Genomic DNA, 18,471 nt, shown 5'->3' with positions numbered 1-18,471 from the left:
GCCTCCTTGGAGAGAGATGGCAAACGGGCGCCCTGCGCGCCGGGGCGCCGGCTCATCCTGGGCTGCCTCCGGCGGCCGATGGCGCTGCCCTGCGCTCGTCGGGGGCGTCGACCGGGCCGAGGTCCCCGAGGACGCCGCCGAGCAACGCGTCGACGTCGAGGATCATCGCCACGCTGCCGTCGCCGAGGATGGTCGAGCCGGAGATGCCCCGGACGCGGCGAAACAGCTGGCCGAGCGGCTTGACCACCGTGCGCCCCTCGCCGTCGAGGAGGTCGACAACGAGGCCGGCCTCGGAGCCGTCGTGCGCGACGATGACGACGCGCTCCTCCGGCGGGGGAGATCCGCCGAGCCCGAAGAGCGCCCGGAGGCGGACGCACGGCAGCGCGCGTCCGCGCCGGATCATGAGCCCCTGGGCGCCGCCGTGCGCGAGCGCGCCGCGGGGCAGATCGCAGCAGGCGAGCACCGCGCGGAGCGGGATCACGTATCGCTCGGCGCCGATCCCGACGGAGAGCCCCTCGATGGTGGCCAGGGTGAGCGGGAGCTGGATCGACAGCGACGTGCCGTGCCCTTCGCGGCTCTCGATCCGGATCGTCCCCTGGATCGACTCCACGCTGCGCCGCACGACATCCATGCCCATGCCGCGCCCCGCCAGATGCGACGACTCCGCCGCCGTGGAGAACCCGGGCTCGAACACGAGGCTGAAGAGCTCATGATCGGGGAGCGCCTCGGGCGCCGGGTGCCTTCCCAGCGCGCAGACGCGGGCGGCGATGCGCTCGCGGCTCATCCCGGCGCCGTCGTCGGAGATCCGGAGCGCGATGCCGCCCCGCTCGTGCGCGGCGTGAAGGGTGATCGTGCCGCAGGGGTCCTTGCCCGCGGCGCGCCGCGCCTCGGGCGGCTCGATGCCGTGACAGATCGCGTTGCGCAGGATGTGCGTCAGGGCGTCCCGGAACCGCTCGACAACGGCCGTGTCCACCTCGACGTCGCCGTGCACGACGAGGAGGCGCGCCTGCCTGCCGTGCGCGTGCGCGAGATCGCGCACCGTGCGCTCGTAATGCCGGAACCAGGGGCCGACCGGCACCATGCGCGCGGCGCGCACCGCCTCCTCCAGCTCCTTGCAGAGCCGATCTTGCTCCTCCATCTCGTCGCGCAGCGCAGCGCCGGTATCGCCGCGCACCGCGCGGAGCGTCCGAGCGATCCTGTTCCGGCCGAGGGTGAGCTCTCCGATGAGATCCGCCATGCAGTCCAGCTTCTCGACGGCGACACGGATGCTCTTGATGCCGGTCGCTCCCTCCGCGTCGTCCTCGGTCGCGCGGCGCGCGCTCGTCGCCCCCGCGTCCTCCTTCGCCGTGAGCCCTCCATGCCGCGCCTGCTCCAGGCGCGCGACGACCTCTCTGTACGAGGTGCTGCGCTCGGCCTGCCCCCGCTCGACCTCGGCGACGAGCCGGCGAGCTGCGTCCACCGTCTCGAGCAGCAGCGAGACCACGGGCGTCGAGAGCGGGAGCTCGCCGCGGCAGAGCGCCTCGATGATGTCCTCGGCGGCGTGCCCGAGATCGCTCAGGCCGCCGAGGCCTACCGAGCCGGCGCTCCCCTTGAGCGTATGGGTGGCGCGGAAGACGCGCTGGAGGACCTCGTGAGCGTCGCGGCCGGTCTCGAGTTGCAGCAGCGCGCGCTCGATCTCGTCGAGGATCTCGTGCGCCTCCGGCGTGAACGTCTGGAGCAGCTCGTCGCGATCGCTGTCCATGCGGCTCACAGAGGCTGGATCGAGATGGCGCCGTCGCTCGTCCGGAAGACGATCTTGCGCCCCCGGTTGCCGCCCGTGTCCAGCTGGGCGATCCGTATCCGCTCCATGCGCAGGAACGCGAGCCCGGCATCCACGTTCTGGGCGCCGAGGTGGGTGCCGCGCTCCCGGAACGCGGAGATGAGGCAGGCGCCCCCGACGACGTGCGCTTGCAGCGCCCGGCTGGAGGCCCCGAGCTCCACGAGCCGCTCGAGGAGGCGCTGGCATGCGAACTCGGCGAAGCGGACCGAGGCCATCGCCGGGCTCGGGCATTCCGGGAGCACGTAATGGTTCATCCCGCCGACGCCGGTGGTGGCGTCCCAGAGGCAGATCGCCACGCAGGATCCAACGATGGTGGTCACCATGGTCGGCTCGGGCGAAGCGAACAGCTGGCCTGGCATGACGTGCTGGGTCTCCGACGGCAGCGAGCGCCAGCTGGGCGGTCCGGCCGACGCGGACGGCGCCCTCGGGCCGGACGGACTGGTCCTCTCCTCTCCGTCGACATCGTCGGGCAGGGGTACGGATCCATCGTCGCCGCTGGAAGGGGCGAGACGTGCGCCCTCGAATGCCCTCGCCGCCGTGTCAGTCGCCAAGGCAGTTCCTGACCTTTTCCAGGAGCTCCATCGTGTCGATCGGCTTCGTGACGAAATCGGAGCAGCCGCACCGGAATCCCTGTTCCATGTGCGCGACATCGCTCCGGCTGGTGACGAGCAGGATCGGCGTGCCGCGCGTCGCGTCCTCCGCGCGCAGCTGCTGGCAGGCGTCGAACCCGTTCATGTGCGGCATGACGACATCAAGGAGGATGAGATCCGGCCGCTGAGCCAAGGCCACTTCGATCCCCTGGCCGCCGTCGTTCGCCGTGATGAGGTCGTAGTCCTTGCTCAGCGCCATCTGCTCGATACGCAGGATGGTCTGAGAATCGTCGACCAGCAGAATCTTCTTCCGAGGCATCGTTGCCCCCCCTCGATCCGATGCAGCGGACATGGCCCGGCCGTGCCATCGCGCATGAGCACGACTCCCCCTCTTCCCACCTACGTGCAGGGCGTCTCCCCCGAGCAGGATCACCCTACCACGAGGGCAGGCGGAATCTCCAATAGAAATTTGCAACAGGCACGCATCTTGTCCCTGTCGGTCGCGATGGTTTGCCGGCGCGCCCGGATCCTCTCCATGAGGTTCGCGGCCACGACGCTGGTGGCATGCGGCCGGGCAGGCGCTGGTAGGCCTGCAGCCGGAGCGCGCGGCCTCGAGTGGAGACGCCATCCCCGCGGCAACGGCGATCGCGCGCGGAACAGGCGCGCGAGCTCCGCGACCGGGAGCTCATGGAGGCCGAAGGCAGCTGGAAGGGAGGCGGTAGGGAGACAGGTAGCAGGAAGGCAAAGGATGTGCGCCGCAACAACGCACAGCAAGCCTGAAGGAGCGACGCGCGGGTGCGTTCGGATGTCGAGCCCAGGCAGAGTCATCGTCCACCTGGTCGACGGCCGCCCGCGTCGCCGAGGCGGTGGACACGGAGGAGAGGACGAAGAAACGCCGCGTCCTCTCTATGGCTCAGATCCTGTGTGTTCGAGTTCTTCCCCATCACGGCGCCAGGGATAGCTTGGGAAACGCCCTGTTGGGCTCCGCCCGACGGCCGTCAAGCATCCGGGGAGCTCGCGAGGGAGCGTGAGAGGATCGAGGGCGGCGTCCTCGAGAAGGCAGAACAGGCCGAGCTCGACCGCGGGAGCGTGGTAGCTCGACAGGCACAGCTGCCAGAGCAGCCGATCAACCACGCCGAGGGCATCCAGCGCGGCGCACATGGCCGAGACCTATCGCCCCGGCGCCGGGAGCAGGCCCAGCTGCTGCCGTGTGCCCAGATCGTCGCTGTGCGCCCCGTGCTCGGCCCTCTGGTGCCAGGCCGCCTCGACGTACTCCCGATACAGCGACCTGAGATCGTGCGTGCTCATGGCCAGAGCTCCTTCTTCGTCATCCTCGATGAAAAGGGTGGCAGGCGCGCGCGCAGAGCCGATCACCGCTCCCCGTGGCGACCGAGGGCGCCGGCACCTTCCCTGAGCTCGATCGAATGAAACAAGGAGCGTGCCGCGCGGCCGGCTGCCCGCCACCATCGATGGCCGCTGTACGCGCCGATCGGTCGTCTGGGCTCGTCGCACAGATTTCCGGGCTGCTTCACGGGTTGCAATGACGGGTCCCTGCAGTGGACTGCGCGTGGACGGAATCAGCGCTGGCGCTCGCTCGCGGGTCGCGAGGCCGCTGCTGCTGAAGCATCACGGTTACTTACCGACTGCTGCCCCATCAACACCAGGATCGCGCGACGGGCTCACCGCTCCTGCTCGACCATGGCGCTCCCGCCGTGGCGCCGGACCGGCTCGGCGACCGCGGTCACGGTCCCATCGGCGTTGAAGCGCAGGGCGGTGGCCGCGCCGATCTCGCCTCCCATCGTGCCCGCGTCGGAGAGGACGTGGCCCAGGGACGCGAGCCCCTCGGCCTCCGGGGCGCTCAGGAACGCCGTCTCCGCGTCGGTGGCGCCGTCGCCCGAGTTGCGCTGCGACAGGCGCGGCGCCACGAGCGCCCTGTCGATGGGGAGGCCGAGATCGAGATGGCCGACGAGGATCTGCAGGACCGTGGTGATGATGGTGGACCCGCCCGGCGAGCCGAGCGCGAGCACGGGTTTGCCGTCCTTGAGGACGATCGTGGGGCTCATGCTGCTGCGCGGCCGCTTGCCCGGCTCGACCGCGTTGGGGTGCGGCGAGCTCGGGTCGGGCGGGATGTTGAAGTCGGTGAGCTCGTTGTTCAGCAGGAAGCCGTACCCCGGGACGACGATGCCATTGCCACCCTCGAACTCGATGGTGCAGGTATAGGACACGATGTTCCCGGCGGCGTCGCTGACCGTGATGTGCGTCGTCTCGTTGTCGTACGCGTCCCTCGGGCCGGCCCCCCCGCCCCTCGCCGCCGAGGCGCGGGCGGGCGCGGGGCTCGGATCTCGCTGGAATGCGTAGGGATCGCCCGGCGCCGCCGCGGCCGAAGGGGCCTCGGCGAGGTCGATGAGGGCGCGCCGCGCGTCGGCGTAGTCCTTCGAGAGCAGCCCCTTGACGGGGGCGTCCACGAACCCGGGATCGCCGAGGAAAGCGCCTCGATCCGCGAACGCGAGCCGGGAGGCGCCGAGGGTGCGGTGCAGCACCTCGACCGGCGTGAGGGTCGCCGTGTCGTACGCCTCGAGCAGGTTCAGCGCCTCCGCGACGGTGATCCCGCCGCTGCTCGGGAGGCCCAGGCCGTAGAGGGTGTAGTCGCGGTACGTCGTCGAGAGCGCGGGGCGGACGCGGGCCTCGTAGCCCTGGAGGTCCGCGAGCTCGATGACCCCGGCGCGGACGTCGAGCGCGCTCCCGGGCTCGACCGGAGGCGACTTCACCGCGGCGACGATCGCCTCGGCGACCCGCCCTTCGTAGAACGCCTTCTCTCCCCCCTCGGCGATGAGCCGGTAGGTGCCGGCCAGATCCGGGTTCTTGAAGATCGTGCCCACCGGCCACGGCGCGCCGTCGGGCCCCAGGAAGAGCGCTTTGCTGCTCGTGATCGCCTGGAATCGCGCGAGGTTGCGGCGGGTCTGGTCGAGGAAGGTCGCGTCGACGTCGAACCCCGCCTCGGCGACCTGGATGGCCCGCTTGAGCACGTCCCCGAGCCCGAGCGTTCCATGGCGGCGGAGCGCCTCGCTCCAGCCCCGCACCGTGCCGGGCACGCCGACCGACAGGCCGCTCGTGACGAGCTCATTGAACGCGATCGGCGCGCCGTCTTCATAAAAGGACCTCGCCTCGATCCGGGACGGCGCCGTCTCGCGGTGATCCAGGGCGATCACCTTTTGCTCGCCGGCCAGGTAGACGAGCATGAAGCCGCCGCCGCCGATACCGCAGGAGAACGGGTCGGTCACGCCGAGCACGCCCGCCGCGGCGACCGCGGCGTCGACGGCGTTCCCCCCTCGCTTCAGGATCTCGATGGCGGCCAGCGTCCCGCGGAGATCGACCGTCGCCGCCGCCCCCCGCCGCCCGGTGGCCGTCGGCGCGATCTCGGGGAGCCGGGCGAACAGGTCGTCCCCGGCGCCGCCTTGCGAGGCGTCCGGCTCGGCGCCTGCGTGGCCCGGCGTGGCGCCGCCGTGGCCCACGGGAGCGAGCCTCTCGTCCGGTCTGCAGGCGCTGCAGGAGGCGCAAAGGAGGAAGAGAGCGAGAAGCAGTCCGGGGGTCTTCATGGGTTCTCTCGGGATGCGCTGGAGGACGGACGGCTCACGGTCGCGCCCCGCCTCGTGCGGCAGAGTCGGCCGTGAGGGCCCTGTCCAGGAGCCGCGATGTGCGGTTCGCATTGCCCTGGAGATTCACAATGCAACCACCGTACCGGCGTTCGCGGCCGGGCGGGCGGCTGTGAGGTCGAGCCGGTCCTTGCCACGAGGCAACCAACGCGGTAATGGTTCGGCAGGTCATGAGCGCCAGCGCGTAGCCCCGGCTCGCTGGCCGACAACCCTCCGATCCGCGGTGGGGTGTCCCGGGTGACGACCTGGCCAGCCGCATGTGCGGCGGGCAAGCGCGGACTCTGGTCGCCCGGAGTCCCCTGGACTCGTGAGGTGATATGTCGCTCGCTTCCATCGTGGACTGGCGCCCTGCCGCGGGCGCGCCGGCGCCGTCTGCCCTCGGCGCGCTCCCTTCGCTCCCTTCGCTCCCTTTGCCCGTCGTCGGGGCGGATCTCTCCGTGCCGCTCGTCACCGGCGAGCAGGTGGGCTACGTGAACTTCGATTACGCGGCGAGCGCCCCGTGCCTGCGCTCGGTGCTCGACGCGGTCTCGGAGCTGCTTCCCTGGTACAGCAGCGTGCACCGCGGGGCGGGGTTCGCGTCCACCGTGACGACGGAGCTCTATGCCGCCGCTCGCCGGGAGGTGGCGGGCTTCGTGGGAGCGCGCGACGAGGACACGGTGGTGTTCACGAGGAACACCACCGACGCGCTCAACCTGCTCGCCGCGGCGCTGCCCGAGGACACGACGGTGGTGATGTTCGCCTCGGAGCACCACGCGAACCAGCTGCCGTGGCGGCGCGGCCGGTTTGTCGTCCTCCCGGTGCCCGCGAGCGCGGACGAGGCGATCGCGCGGGCCGACGACGCGCTGCGCGGGGTGCGCTCACGCCATCGGCTGCTCGCCGTGACGGGGGCGAGCAACGTCACGGGCGAGCTGTGGCCGCTCCCGGAGCTCGCCGCGGTCGCGCATCGCCACGGCGCGCGGCTCGCCGTGGACGCGGCCCAGCTCGCGCCGCACCGCGCGATCGCGCTCGCCGGGATCGGGGCCGATTATGTCGCGCTGTCCGGTCACAAGCTCTACGCCCCCTTCGGCGGCGGGGTGCTCGTCGGCCGCGGCGACTGGCTCGACGCCGCGCGCCCCTACCTCGCCGGCGGCGGCGCCGTCCGGCGCGTCACGCATGACGGCGTCGAATGGGCGAGCGGCGCGCCCCGCCACGAGGCCGGCACGCCCAACGTGGTCGGCGCGGTGTCGCTTGCGGCGGCGTGCCGCGCGCTCTCCGAGGTGGGCATGTCCGCCGTGGCGGCGCACGAGGCGCGCCTGCTCGACCGCATCACGCGCGGCCTGTGCGCCGTGCCCGGGGTCGAGCGCCTCGCGATGTGGGGCCCGGAGAGCCCGCGGATCGGCGTCGTGACGTTCAATGTGCGGGGCCTCCATCCCGGCGCGGTCGCCGCGGCCCTGAGCGCCGAGCACGGCATCGGCGTGCGGGACGGGTCGTTCTGCGCGCACCCGCTCATGACGGCGCTCGCCGGGGATCGCGCGCCGGAGGCGAGCGGGAGCGCGGCGGTGCCCCTCGCGGTGCGGGCGAGCTTCGGCGTCGGCACCAGCGCGGCGGACATCGACCGGTTCGTCCTCGCGATCGCCGATCTCGTCGCCCGGGGTCCCCGCTGGCGTTATCGCCTCGACGGGGGGCGGCATGTCCCCGACCCGGATCCTCGCCCGCGCCCCGCGCTGGCGGGCCTCCTCGCCGGGGGCGCGGCCGGCGCGGCGCTCGGGCCCCTGGCGAGCCAGCTCGCGCCCTGCCAGGCGCTTCTCTGAGGCCTCTGAGGCGGATCAGCCCCCGGGCGCGCGGCCCAGGGCGAGCGCGCGCCGCGCGAGCGCGCGCAGGTCGGCGAGGGTCGCCCCCTCCAGCGGCGAGGCCTCGGCGTCGATGTCCTCGCCGCGCGCAGGCGCATCCCCCCGGCCGAGCGCGTCGAGGAGCCAGCGCGCCGTGAGCACGTCGCCGCCGAGCCACGCGCGCGCCGGCGGAGCGTGCGGAACGTTGGAGAGCGCCGCGGCCTCGATCCAGCCGATGGGCACGCGCGCCAGCACCGCGGCGGAGGCGCCCGGCGGCACCGGGTCGTCGGGCGCGGTCACGGGCTGGAAGCGCTCGGCCGTGAGCTCGGGCGCCTCGCCGCCGTCGATCAGCGGGAGCGCGGCGCGGAGGGCGACCCCCTCGACGACGGCGCGCGCGAGCGCCTCGAGCGAGAGGCGCGCCGGGAGGACGTCGGAGAGCGCGGCCGGGGCCTTGCCCAGCCAGCGGTCGATGACGCGCTCGTCCGGCGCCGCGAGCTCCGGGGGGATCGCGGGCGGCGCGTCGAGGCCCGCGAAGACCTCGATGAGGACCGCGCCGTCCGGCGTGGCGTCGAGGCCGACCAGCGCGGCGGGGCGGTGCTGCAGCGAGATCCACTCGCGCCCGAAGTAATGCGCGGGCGCGCCGGCGCGGGAGAAGCCCTTGAGAAAGCCGCGCACGTTGCGGTTGAGGAGCGTCCGGGCCGTGGCGTCGGGCGCGAGCGCGGCGGCATGCGGCAGCGCGAGGGTCCACACGACGCCGCGCCCGCCGAGGAAAGCCGCGGTGCCCGTCGTGGCGCGCCGCAGGACCTTCGCGCCGCGCGCGGCGCAGGCCGAGAGGTCGACCACGCGCGCCGCGCGCTGGGCCGCGCCCAGCACCACGGCGGGGCCCTCGACGAGGCTGGTGGCGAGCCAGGGCGCCGCCTCTGCGGAGCCGGCGCGCGCGAGCAGCGCGGGGCCGAGCGCGAGCGCGTCCTCGAGAGGGCGATGAACCGGCGGGAGCGAGTGCATGGCAGGCATCGAGGGAGTCTCCTTGGCGTGAAGCTCGGCGCGCGGCGAGGCGGCGGCCGCGGCGATCTGCCGGCCTGCGAAAGCCATCGACCCGTTGACGGCAGCCCGGGGCGGGGTGTGCCATGGTGCCATGTTCAACGCCCGCCCCGATCGAGCATGGCTCCCCGCCGAGCCCACGGAGCGACTGCTCCGGGTGGAGATCACGGTACCTCGGCCCGAGGGGAGCCAGGCCCGCAAGCCTGCCCACCTCTCGCTGGTGATTGACCGCTCCGGCTCCATGTCCGGCGAGAAGCTCCGGCTCGCGCTGGAAGCTGCTCGCCAGGCCATCCGCACCCTCCAGCCCGGCGATCGCTTCAGCGTGGTCACCTTCGACCACCAGGTCGAGGTGCCCATCCCCTCCACCGAGGCCACGCCCGGGGCGCGGCTCCGCGCCGAGGCCGCGCTCGACACGGTGACAGCGCGAGGCAACACCGACCTGGGCGGCGGCTGGCTCCGCGGCTGCGCGGAGGTGGGCGCGCACCTGCCCGAGGATGCCATCGGCCGCGTCCTCCTGCTCACCGACGGCCAGGCCAACCACGGGATCACCTCGCCCGACCAGCTGACCTCCCACGCTCGCTCCCAGCGGCTGCGCCGGGTGACCACCAGCACCATTGGCCTGGGCGAGGGCTTCAATGAGTTCCTCCTGGGCCGCCTCTCCGAGGAGGGCGGCGGCAACTTCTATTTCGCAGCGCGCGCCGACGAGCTCCCCGGCTTCGTCGGCCGGGAGATAGGCGAGGTGCTCTCCGTGGTCGCCCGCGACGCCGCGCTCGTGATCCGCGCGCCCGAGGGCGTCGAGGTGGAGTCGCTCAATGACTACCCCTGCACCCGCGACGGCGGGACTCGCTCTTTCTCGCTCGGCTCGCTCCCGGGCGGGATGGTGCTGGCCCCGATGTTCCGGCTGCGCTTCCCCGCCGGCGCGATCGGCGAGACGCACCTGGTCAACGTCGCGCTCACGGACCGGGACGGCGCGCTGTCGAGGGAGCCCTGGACGCTGGCGTGGCCTCGGGTCGCGGCGGAGCAGGTCCGCGCCCAGCCGGCGGATCCGGAGGTGCTCCGGGCCGCGGCTGCGCTCGACGCCGCCCGCGCTCGCCGGGTGGCCCTGGGGCTCAACGACGAGCGCCGGTGGCAGGAAGCCGCGTCCACGCTGGCCGACGCGGCCAACCGGCTCCGAGGCTACGCCGACGGGGATCCCGAGATCCGGGCCGAGGCGGACCGGCTCGACGCCGAGCGGGACGCCTATTCCAGGCCGATGTCGTCCCTGAGCAAGAAGAGCCATTATTACGACGCGATGATGGCCATGAAGATGGGCGGCCGCGGCCGCGCCATGCCGGGCCCTCGCGTCCTCGGTGTCCCCACGGCTGCCCGGCTGGCCCCGCTGCTCCGGACGGCATCCCAGGCGCTCGGCGGTGTGAAGGGGGCGCCGGCCTTCGACGTCGACGTGTCGCTCCAGGGGGCCCCGATCCCTGCCGGTCCGCTCTCGCAGCGCGGCGAGGACGAGCTGGCCGCCCACGCGGACTCGCTGGACCCTGGCGCCCTCAAGGTGGTCTTCGTGGAGCAGCCCCTGCCGGACCGCTGGTTCTCGCACTGGCATCCGGGATACCGGACGGCGGTGATCTCGCTGGCCGGCCTGGATCAGCTCATCTCCTTGCCAGCCGCGTCCTTCGTGGCTTACGAGCTGCTCCTCTACGGGCTGCACGCCCTCTCCGCCGACTATGAGCCCGAGAAGCTGTTGCACGCCGAGACCCTCGCCTGCCTCTTCGACCTCTGCCAGCAGAAGGCCGAGGTGGCTATCAAGCTCCAGGCCGGTCATGTCTGCGCCGGGTGCCTCGGGAAGCTCTCCACCGTCGGCCTCGATCGCGACGTGGTGACCCAGCTATGGCGAGCGGTCCAGGCGCTCGCTCAGTCGGGGACGTCCGCTTGGCGCTGACCACCAGCATTTGCTCGTCCTCTCCGCCGCAAGAGCGCAGTCCTCGCCCCGAGGAACGCGGACGAGGCTCCGCAAGAGGGGCGCGGCCGGGGCCCTGCAAGAGGGGCGCGGCCGGGGCCTTGCGGGACGAGGCCCGGCGGGGAGCCGCCGGTGGTAGCATCTCCCCATGGTGACCGAAGAGGAGCTGGCGGAGCAGCGCGTCGGCACGTGGATCGGCCCCTGGGCGGTGGAGAGCGTCCTCGGGGTCGGCGGCATGGCGAGCGTCTTCTTCTGCCGCCGGGCTGACGGGTGCGTGGCGGCGCTCAAGGTACTGCACGCCGAGCTCGCCGAGATCGAGGCGGTGCGAAAGCGGTTCTTGCGCGAGGGGCCGATCGGGAGCGCGCTGGCCGCCGTGGCGCCGCTCTGCGACGGGCTCCCCCAGGTGCTGGAGTCCGGGGCCACGGACGACGGCCTTGTCTACATGGCCATGGAGGTGCTCGAGGGAGAGACCGTGTTCGACCGCATGGCGCGGCACGGGACGCTCCCTGTCGGCCAGGTGCTCGCGCTCGGCGAGCGGGTCCTCGACGTGCTGATCGTGGCGCACGAGCACGGCGTCGTTCACCGCGATCTCAAGCCCGAGAACCTCCATATCGGCAACGACGGGCGCGTGCGGGTGCTCGATTTCGGCCTCGCGCGCGTCCTCGACCCGCTGCTCGAGGACGTCGCCGGGGTGCCCGAGATGACGAAGACCGCGACGGGCGTGTCGATCGGCACCGACGATTACATGGCGCCCGAGCAGGCCCTGGGCCTCATCCGCGAGATCGACGGCCGGACGGACCTCTTCGGCCTCGGAGCGACGATGTTCCGGCTGCTCGCGGGCCGCACGATCCACGGCAACCTCGAGGACGCGCGCCTGCTCATCGCGGTCGCCACGGAGAAGGCGCCGCCCCTCGCGATGCACGCCCCCACGGCGCCGCCCGGCCTGTGCGCCGTTGTCGACCGCGCCCTCGCCTTCCTCAAGCAGGAGCGTTATCCCGACGCGAGGACGATGCGCGCCGATCTCGCCGCCGTGCGCGCCGGCCGCGAGCCGCCTTATGCGACGGCCGCGGCGCGGCAGCCGCGCGGGGCGACGGGGGCGTAGGGACCAGGGGCAGACCGCGCTCCCATCGACCCCGAAGGCGGGAAGGCCGGAAGAAAGATCGATGATCTTCGTGCCTTCATGAACTCTCTCCGGGCCGATGGGCGCTGACGGGCCGGCGGGCCGGTCATCCCTTGCTCAGCGGCCGCGCGATCTGGACGATCTTCTCCCGAGCGAACTTGCACGCTTCGTCGTCGTCCGTGGCGGCGGGCCAGAGCAGCTCCATGTACCCGGGCTGGACCTCGAACGGCAGGGGCTTGGTCCGGAGGTGCGGCCTGACGGCGCGGATGTCGTCGGCGACGATCTCGGGCACGGTCGCCAGCATCGCTGTGCCGTCGATCAGCGCGCCCAGGTTGGAGAAGCTCGCGACGGAGCACCGGATCCTCCGCGTCTTGCCGAGCAGGTCCTCCACGAAGCCGCGCAGGTCCCCGTTGTACGAGACGATGACGTGATCGTGCGCGAAGTACTGGGCGTCCGTCAGCTTGCGCAGGCGCGCGTGGCGCGGGTCGTACAGGCAGGTGAAGCCGGTCTTCAAGAGCCGCCGCCGGCGGACGTTCGAAGGGAGATCGTCGGCGACCGTGATCGCCGCGTCGACGCCGCCCGCGAGCGCCGCGCCCACGGTGCGGAACTGCACGGGCACGGCGACGACGCGCATGCGTGGCGCCTCGCGCTCGAGCGCGCGCAAGAGCGGCGGGAGCAGCCACACCTCGGCCGTGTCGGAGAGCCCGAGGCGGAGGGTGCGCTCGCACGTCTTCGGGTCGAAGGTCGGCGGCGCCAGCGCGGCCTCGATCAGGGCACCGAGGTGCGGCTTCAGCGACGCGCGCAGCCGTTCGCCGCGGCTCGTCAGCGCGACCCCGCGCCCGCTCCGCACGAAGAGCGGCGCACCGATCGTCGCGGTCAGGCGCCGGAGCGCGGCGCTCACCGCCGGCTGCGTCAGGTACAGCCGGCTCGCCGCCTCCGTGACGCTGCCCGCCTCGGCGACGACGGCGAAGACGCGGAGCAGGTTCAGGTCGAGGTTTCTCCCATAAACTTCAGGCATGTCGAGAATACATCCTATTCATTGGAGCAATGAAACGCGAGCGCCTAGGGTGACGGCATGACGACGACGAACACCACCAAGCTCGGCAAAACTGGCCCCTCCGTCTTCCCCCTCGCCCTCGGCTGCATGAGCATGGGCGGGGGCAGCTGGTACGGCGAGAGCGACGACGCGGAGAGCATCGCGACCATCCACGCGGCGCTCGATCGGGGCGTGAGCCTCATCGACACCGGCGACTTCTACGGCATGGGCAAGAACGAGATGCTCGTCGGCCGGGCGATCAAGGACCGCCGCGACAAGGCCGTGCTCAGCGTGAAGTACGGCGGCCTGCGCGCGCCCGACGGCACCTTCCTCGGCTTCGACACCCGTCCGATCGCGACGAAGAGCTTCCTCGCCCATAGCCTGTCGCGCCTCGGCGTCGACTACATCGACGTCTACCGGCCCGCGCGCCTGGACCCGGCGGTCCCCATCGAGGACACGATCGGCGCCATCGCCGACATGGTGAAGGCGGGCTATGTCCGCCATATCGCCCTCTCCGAGGTGGGCGCGGAGACGATCCGCCGCGCCGCGAAGGTGCACCCGATCGTGGACCTCCAGATCGAGTATGCGCTCGTGAGCCGCGGCCCCGAGGCGACGATCTTCCCCGCGCTCGCCGAGCTCGGCGTCGCGGTCACCGCGTACGGCGTGCTCTCGCGCGGCCTGCTGGCCGGGAGCAAGCCGGGCGGCGCGGGCGACATGCGGGCCCACCTGCCGCGCTTCTCGGGCGACAACGCCCGGAAGAACCAGGCCCTCGTCGACGCCTTCGTTCGCCTCGCAGAGAGGCGCGGCGTCACCCCCGTGCAGCTCGCGATCGCCTGGGTCCGCGCCAAGGGCGCCGCGCAGGGCGTCACGGTGATCCCGACGATGGGCGCGCGCACGCGGAAGCAGCTCGACGATGCCCTCGCCGGCCTCGAGATCGCGCTGGCGCCCTCCGACCTCACCGAGCTCGAGGCCGCCGTCCCCGCGGAAGAGATCGCCGGCGCCCGCTACCCCGCGCCCATGATGGCGATGCTCGACAGCGAGAGGTGACCTCAGGGCGGCCTCATCGTCGATGCATCGAGGAATTGATCGGGTTGGCGGAGAGGAAGAAGGAAGGATTCACAGGGAGGCGGGGAGACGAGAGGTGGGGATTCTATACCTCTCCCCTCCCCGTCTCCCTGTGTACGCTCTTGCTCTGCTTCGCGTGCTGTTGAGGGAGCCGAAGCTCGACGCCGACGGCAGTCCGCTCCTCGGCGGGCGCGCAGGCGACGGAGGTGACCAGCACCAGGTGGCGGTCGCGAGCGCGGCGTCCGGGGCCATCACCCTGGCGGGTCGGACGCCGAGCCCGCCGCTCGCGTGGACTCGCTGCCGGAGCCTTGCTGCTTGCCAGCGCCCGCGGGCTGTGCGGAGATCGCCCGCGCGCGGCGATGCAATGGGCATCGCCTCCCCGCAACGAAACAGACAGGAGATCAGGATGAATGTCCGCGTGCTCGTACTCCCCCTCCTCATGTTCACGAGCGCCGCGTCGGCCGGCGCCCCGCCGCCGAACTTCTCGCAGCAGGTCTATCTGTGCAACAGCCATCTGCAAGCGAAGGTCGATATCACCTTCGGCCAGACCACCAGCACCGCGACCGTCCAGTCGCAGTCCGGGCAGGTCAAGGACAATCCGTTCGTGCCAGGCGTCGAGAGCGGCATGGAGTACTCCGTGTTCGTCGCCTCCTCAATCAAACCCAGCTCGACCGCGTCCTGGTCGGCGGTGAGCGCGCAGCAGGACGGCCTGGTCGGCACGCCGCAGGCCCCTGTCGCCATCGGCAACAGCACGTTTGTGAGCTCGTCGTCGTGCCAGATCAAGGGCACGGTGATCCTTTCGACCGGTTGCCCCAACGCCAGCGGAATGACCCAGGACTACAAGACCATCGAGCGCACCTGGGTCGGCTGCGGCCTGTGATCGCAGGGCCTTGGAGAGGACGACCCATGAAACTGTACTTCAGCCGAAACTTGAATCCACGGGTCGCCGTCGCCGTGGCGCGCCACCTCGATGCACCCGTGGACTACGTCCACGCGGCTCCCCTCGACCCGTCACAACAGGAGAAGTTCCGAGCGCTGAATCCGAACCTGCGCGTACCCATCCTGGTCGAGGGGGACCAGTCGCTCTGGGAGACGGACGCGATCGCGTGCCGCCTCTCGCAGCTCACGGGCTCGGACTTCTGGCGCACGGGCGCCGCGCAACCGGAGATGATCCGGTGGTTGAGCTGGGGCACGCACAACTTCGTCGCCGCGTGCGACAAGGTCCACTTCGAGCGGGTGACGAAGCAGCGCTACGGGCTCGGTCCCATCCGCGACGACCTCGTGGCGGAGGGGCTCTCGGGGTTTGCCGAGGCGGCGGCGCTGCTCGAACAGGTCCTGAGCGGCAGGGACTGGCTCGTCGGGAGCGCGGTTTCGTATGCGGACTTTCGGATGGCATCGGTGCTTCCGTTCGCGGATCTCGCCGGCCTGCCGCTCTCGGACTACCCGCGCGTCGCGGCCTGGCACGCGCGCCTGTGGCAGCTCGACGCCTGGCGCGATCCGTTCGCGGGGCTCGATGCCCCGGAGCTCCCGGAGGTTCCGCGCTTCGATGCCGCCGGTCGGCGAGGGTGAAGAGGTCAGCCGCAGGCGACCAGCCATCGCCATGGGCGCGACCCCTCGCCGCTCTCACCGGGGTCGACGCCGTCGCTCGAGGATGTCTCGAGCGCCGAACGAGCTCCCTGACGCGAGCTCATCGTGTCTTCGCGACCACGGCGAGAAGGGTATCGAGATCGATCGGCTTCTTGAGCAGCGCACACACGTCCAGGGTGGCTGCCTTGGCTTCCAGAGCGTCGACGCCCGACAGGATCGCCACCGGGATGTCCGCCAGCGCGGGCTCCCGTCGCTTGAGCGCGAGAAACTCCCAGCCATTGATCTCCGGCATCATGAGGTCGAGCAGGATGATGCTCGGGCGGAGGCCGCTGCGGAGCAGCTCCAGCGCCACCGCGCCGTTCTCCGCGCAGACGACCTCGTAGCCGCATGCCTGCAAGAGCTCCTCCACGACGGCGCGAAATCCGCTGTCGTCGTCGACGACCAAGACACCGTCGTGAGGATCATGCTGCAGGCTCATCGGGACCTCCAGCCGGCGGAGACACCTCGGTCGGCAGAGCGTCGCGGCGCCGGTGCAGGGGGAGCTCCACGATGAAGGCAGCCCCCGCGCCGAGCTCGCTCTCGACCCGGATCGAGCCATCATGGCCGTCCACGATCTGGCGGCTGATGTACAGCCCCAGGCCGAGACCGCCATAGTGCTGCGCCGAGACGCCTCGCTCGAAGCGTTCGAAGATGTACGGCGCGCAGCTCGCGTCGATCCCGATGCCGCGATCGGCGACGACCAGCCTGGCCACCTCGCCCTCGGCAGCGACGCTGATCTCGATCGGCTTGCCCCTCCCATACTTGATGGCGTTCAGCACCAGGTTCGTCACCACCTGCTCCAGACGGGCCCTGTCCCACACGCCCACAACGGGGGCGTCTGCGCGCCAGCTCACTGTACTTCCTGCCTGCTTCAGCTCCACGTCGAAGTGCTCCACGACCTCCTGCGAGAGCGCCCGGAGATCGACGTCTCCCAGCTTCAGCTCGAGCTTGCCTGCCTGGATCCGAGCCACGTTGAGCAGATCTTCGATGAGCCTCACGAGCCGCTGGCACTGCCGCTCCGCCATCCTGGCCAGCTTCGTCGCGCCGGCGGGGAGCGTCGTCGCCTCGCGCATCAAGCCTTGCACGGCGAGCTTCAGGCCCGCGATGGGGGTATAGAGCTCATGGGAGGCGATCGACAGGAAGTCGTCGCGCATCCGCACCGCCGCTTCGGCGGCGGTCCGAGCCCTCTGCTCGCGCTCCAGGACCAGGGCGCGCTCCGCCTCGATCTTCTTGCGCTCCGTGATGTCCGTAGAGATGCCGCCCACCGCGTACGGGACGCCGGCGACGTCGCGCAGAGGGAACTTGATGGTGAAATAGGTGTGCGCGCCGTCGTCCTCGGGCACCACCTCTTCGTCTTTCAGCGCCGTCCCAGCGAGGAGCGCCCGCCGGTCGAAAGCGCGGAGCGCCTCGGCGTGCTCCCGAGAGAACACGTCATCGTCGCTCTTGCCCACGATGGCCTCGCGAGCGACGCCGAACAGCTCCTCGAAGCGGCGGTTGACGAGGAGGTAGCGCCCCTTGATGTCCTTGACGGAGACGATGGCCGTCGAGCTGTCGATGATGGCGCGCAGGAGCTCCTGGCTCGTGCGCAACGCCTCCTCCGCGCACCTGCACTCCTCCGCGACCCTCCGCAGCGCCGCCTCCGTCCGCTCGTGCTCGGCGATCTTCTGCCTGAGCTGGGCGTTGGCGTGGCGCAGGTCGGCGGTGCGCTCGGCGACCTGCTGCTCGAGCCGCTCTTTCGCCCGGGCCTCTTCTGTCAGGCGAGTATCGAGGGCAAAGATCGATTTCAAGTCCATCTCGATCACGTCGCGACACTGCTCCATGAGCGCCTGGTAGGCCTTGCTGTAATGGTTCGCGCGGTCATCCAGCACGCAGATCGTCCCGAAGATATCCCCCGTGGGCCAGGAGATCGGGAAGCCGAGATAGGATATCAACCCGAGCTCGATGTCCGGATTCGACTTCCACTGCTCGTCTTTCAGGGCGTCAGGGATCAGCAGCGGCGTTCGGCTCGTCATCACGCTCTCGCAGTAGAGCCCGGAGCCGAGGCGCGCTCGTTCGTTGGGCGCGAAGGGGTTCCCCTTCGACTCGCTGGAGACGCAGACGACCATCTCCGGCGGCTCGATTCTCATGATCAGAGCGGCCGGGACGCGCAGGATCTCCGCGAGGAGATCGGTCATCTCCTGCCACTTGCGAGCGATGTCCGTCGGGATGTCGGTCGCGACCGTGCTCGGCTGGGCTCTTCGGCCGCTCCCCGGCGGAGGGCTCTTCTTCCCGAGATCGTCCGTACGTTGCTCCGGCGGGCAGCCCGAGGCGGCCTTCTGCGGCCCGGGGCCCGCGCGCTCAGCGCGCTCCGCGGGCCCGCCCGGCCCCGGGTGGCGAGCGTGCTCGACGACGAGCGCGCCTGGCTCCGTGTGATCGTCGGGTCCGGTACGCATGCTCCTCCACGATGACGAATCGTGCGAAGGGCCATCGGGTTGTCAAGCAATCCATACTGATGCGCACCGACCCCCCAGCGATCCGGCGACGTACGCGCCCCGGACCTGGTGACGTCACGCCGGCCGGCCCGTCGCCGCTCGGGCGAGCGCGGCGGCTCCCGGGTGTCCGGATGGTGAAAACAGGGCGAAGCCGGCGGATCGCCTCCTGGGCCTCGGCGAACAGCCGGGCGTCGTCGAGCGCGACGCCGGACAAGGAGTATCGCCGGATGCTGGGCGCACCGCGGCTCGACGTGTAGCACAACAGCTCACGCCGGCGTCGAGGCTGTCCCGCTT

Annotated in this window: 15 protein-coding genes and 1 riboswitch; of the genes, 6 read left to right on the top strand and 9 right to left on the bottom strand. The window is 71.5% G+C overall.

The window, feature by feature from the left end; all coding sequences use genetic code 11:
• Positions 1 to 52: 52 nt before the first annotated feature.
• The 5 genes from WMF46_RS06810 to ggt all read right to left on the bottom strand — a co-directional run bounded on the left by WMF46_RS06810 (position 53) and on the right by ggt (position 5,921).
• On the bottom strand, positions 53 to 1,741 hold the full coding sequence (locus WMF46_RS06810; protein WP_437984857.1) for a chemotaxis protein CheA: 1,689 nt from the start codon (positions 1,739 to 1,741) through the stop codon (positions 53 to 55).
• 5 nt (positions 1,742 to 1,746) lie between these two features.
• Entirely contained in the window at positions 1,747 to 2,178 is a 432-nt protein-coding gene (locus tag WMF46_RS06805) for a chemotaxis protein CheD (protein ID WP_437984856.1), read from the bottom strand.
• Between the two features lie 181 nt (positions 2,179 to 2,359).
• Positions 2,360 to 2,728, bottom strand: coding sequence for a response regulator (locus tag WMF46_RS06800; protein ID WP_437550337.1), 369 nt, complete (start codon positions 2,726 to 2,728; stop codon positions 2,360 to 2,362).
• 851 nt (positions 2,729 to 3,579) lie between these two features.
• Positions 3,580 to 3,717, bottom strand: coding sequence for a hypothetical protein (locus tag WMF46_RS06795; protein WP_437984855.1), 138 nt, complete (start codon positions 3,715 to 3,717; stop codon positions 3,580 to 3,582).
• 371 nt (positions 3,718 to 4,088) lie between these two features.
• Complete coding sequence (ggt, locus tag WMF46_RS06790) at positions 4,089 to 5,921, bottom strand: gamma-glutamyltransferase (RefSeq protein WP_437984854.1); 1,833 nt, start codon at positions 5,919 to 5,921, stop codon at positions 4,089 to 4,091.
• Positions 5,922 to 6,228: 307 nt separating this feature from the next.
• A riboswitch (SAM riboswitch) is annotated at positions 6,229 to 6,343 on the top strand.
• A gap of 36 nt (positions 6,344 to 6,379) precedes the next feature.
• Here ggt and WMF46_RS06785 point away from each other — a divergent pair.
• Positions 6,380 to 7,852 carry an aminotransferase class V-fold PLP-dependent enzyme gene (locus WMF46_RS06785; RefSeq protein WP_437984853.1) on the top strand — a complete coding sequence of 491 codons (1,473 nt, stop codon included), beginning with the start codon at positions 6,380 to 6,382 and terminating at the stop codon, positions 7,850 to 7,852.
• A 15-nt stretch (positions 7,853 to 7,867) separates the two neighbouring features.
• Here WMF46_RS06785 and WMF46_RS06780 read toward each other — a convergent pair whose 3' ends face one another.
• Positions 7,868 to 8,884: a lipoyl protein ligase domain-containing protein gene (locus WMF46_RS06780; protein WP_437984852.1), complete on the bottom strand. Its 1,017-nt coding sequence runs from the start codon at positions 8,882 to 8,884 to the stop codon at positions 7,868 to 7,870.
• 121 nt (positions 8,885 to 9,005) lie between these two features.
• Here WMF46_RS06780 and WMF46_RS06775 point away from each other — a divergent pair, with 121 nt between their 5' ends.
• Positions 9,006 to 10,841 (top strand): vWA domain-containing protein, encoded by a 1,836-nt coding sequence (locus WMF46_RS06775; RefSeq protein WP_437984851.1) that lies wholly within the window; start codon positions 9,006 to 9,008, stop codon positions 10,839 to 10,841.
• Positions 10,842 to 11,007: 166 nt separating this feature from the next.
• On the top strand, positions 11,008 to 11,961 hold the full coding sequence (locus tag WMF46_RS06770; protein WP_437984850.1) for a serine/threonine-protein kinase: 954 nt from the start codon (positions 11,008 to 11,010) through the stop codon (positions 11,959 to 11,961).
• Between the two features lie 124 nt (positions 11,962 to 12,085).
• On the opposite strand, the gene WMF46_RS06765 is transcribed toward WMF46_RS06770, so the two are convergent.
• Complete coding sequence (locus WMF46_RS06765; protein WP_437984849.1) at positions 12,086 to 12,997, bottom strand: LysR family transcriptional regulator; 912 nt, start codon at positions 12,995 to 12,997, stop codon at positions 12,086 to 12,088.
• A gap of 57 nt (positions 12,998 to 13,054) precedes the next feature.
• Between WMF46_RS06765 and WMF46_RS06760 the strand changes: the two genes are divergently transcribed.
• The 3 genes from WMF46_RS06760 to WMF46_RS06750 all read left to right on the top strand — a co-directional run bounded on the left by WMF46_RS06760 (position 13,055) and on the right by WMF46_RS06750 (position 15,649).
• Positions 13,055 to 14,062 (top strand): aldo/keto reductase, encoded by a 1,008-nt coding sequence (locus WMF46_RS06760; RefSeq protein WP_437984848.1) that lies wholly within the window; start codon positions 13,055 to 13,057, stop codon positions 14,060 to 14,062.
• 424 nt (positions 14,063 to 14,486) lie between these two features.
• Entirely contained in the window at positions 14,487 to 14,960 is a 474-nt protein-coding gene (locus WMF46_RS06755; RefSeq protein WP_437984847.1) for a hypothetical protein, read from the top strand.
• 26 nt (positions 14,961 to 14,986) lie between these two features.
• Entirely contained in the window at positions 14,987 to 15,649 is a 663-nt protein-coding gene (locus WMF46_RS06750; protein ID WP_437984846.1) for a glutathione S-transferase family protein, read from the top strand.
• Positions 15,650 to 15,767: 118 nt separating this feature from the next.
• Here the strand turns inward: WMF46_RS06750 and WMF46_RS06745 are convergent, their stop codons facing one another.
• Together WMF46_RS06745 and WMF46_RS06740 are read right to left on the bottom strand one after the other, a co-directional pair.
• On the bottom strand, positions 15,768 to 16,145 hold the full coding sequence (locus WMF46_RS06745) for a response regulator (RefSeq protein ID WP_437984845.1): 378 nt from the start codon (positions 16,143 to 16,145) through the stop codon (positions 15,768 to 15,770).
• The gene (locus tag WMF46_RS06740; protein ID WP_437984844.1) at positions 16,129 to 18,138 is read right to left on the bottom strand and encodes a sensor histidine kinase; all 2,010 of its coding nucleotides are present in this window, start codon (positions 18,136 to 18,138) and stop codon (positions 16,129 to 16,131) included. Before WMF46_RS06740 ends, WMF46_RS06745 begins: the two co-directional genes overlap by 17 nt.
• Positions 18,139 to 18,471: the final 333 nt, after the last annotated feature.

The sequence above is a fragment of the Sorangium sp. So ce117 genome (assembly GCF_051524395.1).
In the GTDB taxonomy this organism is placed as follows: domain Bacteria; phylum Myxococcota_A; class Polyangia; order Polyangiales; family Polyangiaceae; genus Sorangium; species Sorangium cellulosum_B.
The sequence above is the reverse complement of the archived record's forward strand: the minus strand, read 5'-3'. Positions and strand labels throughout refer to the sequence as shown.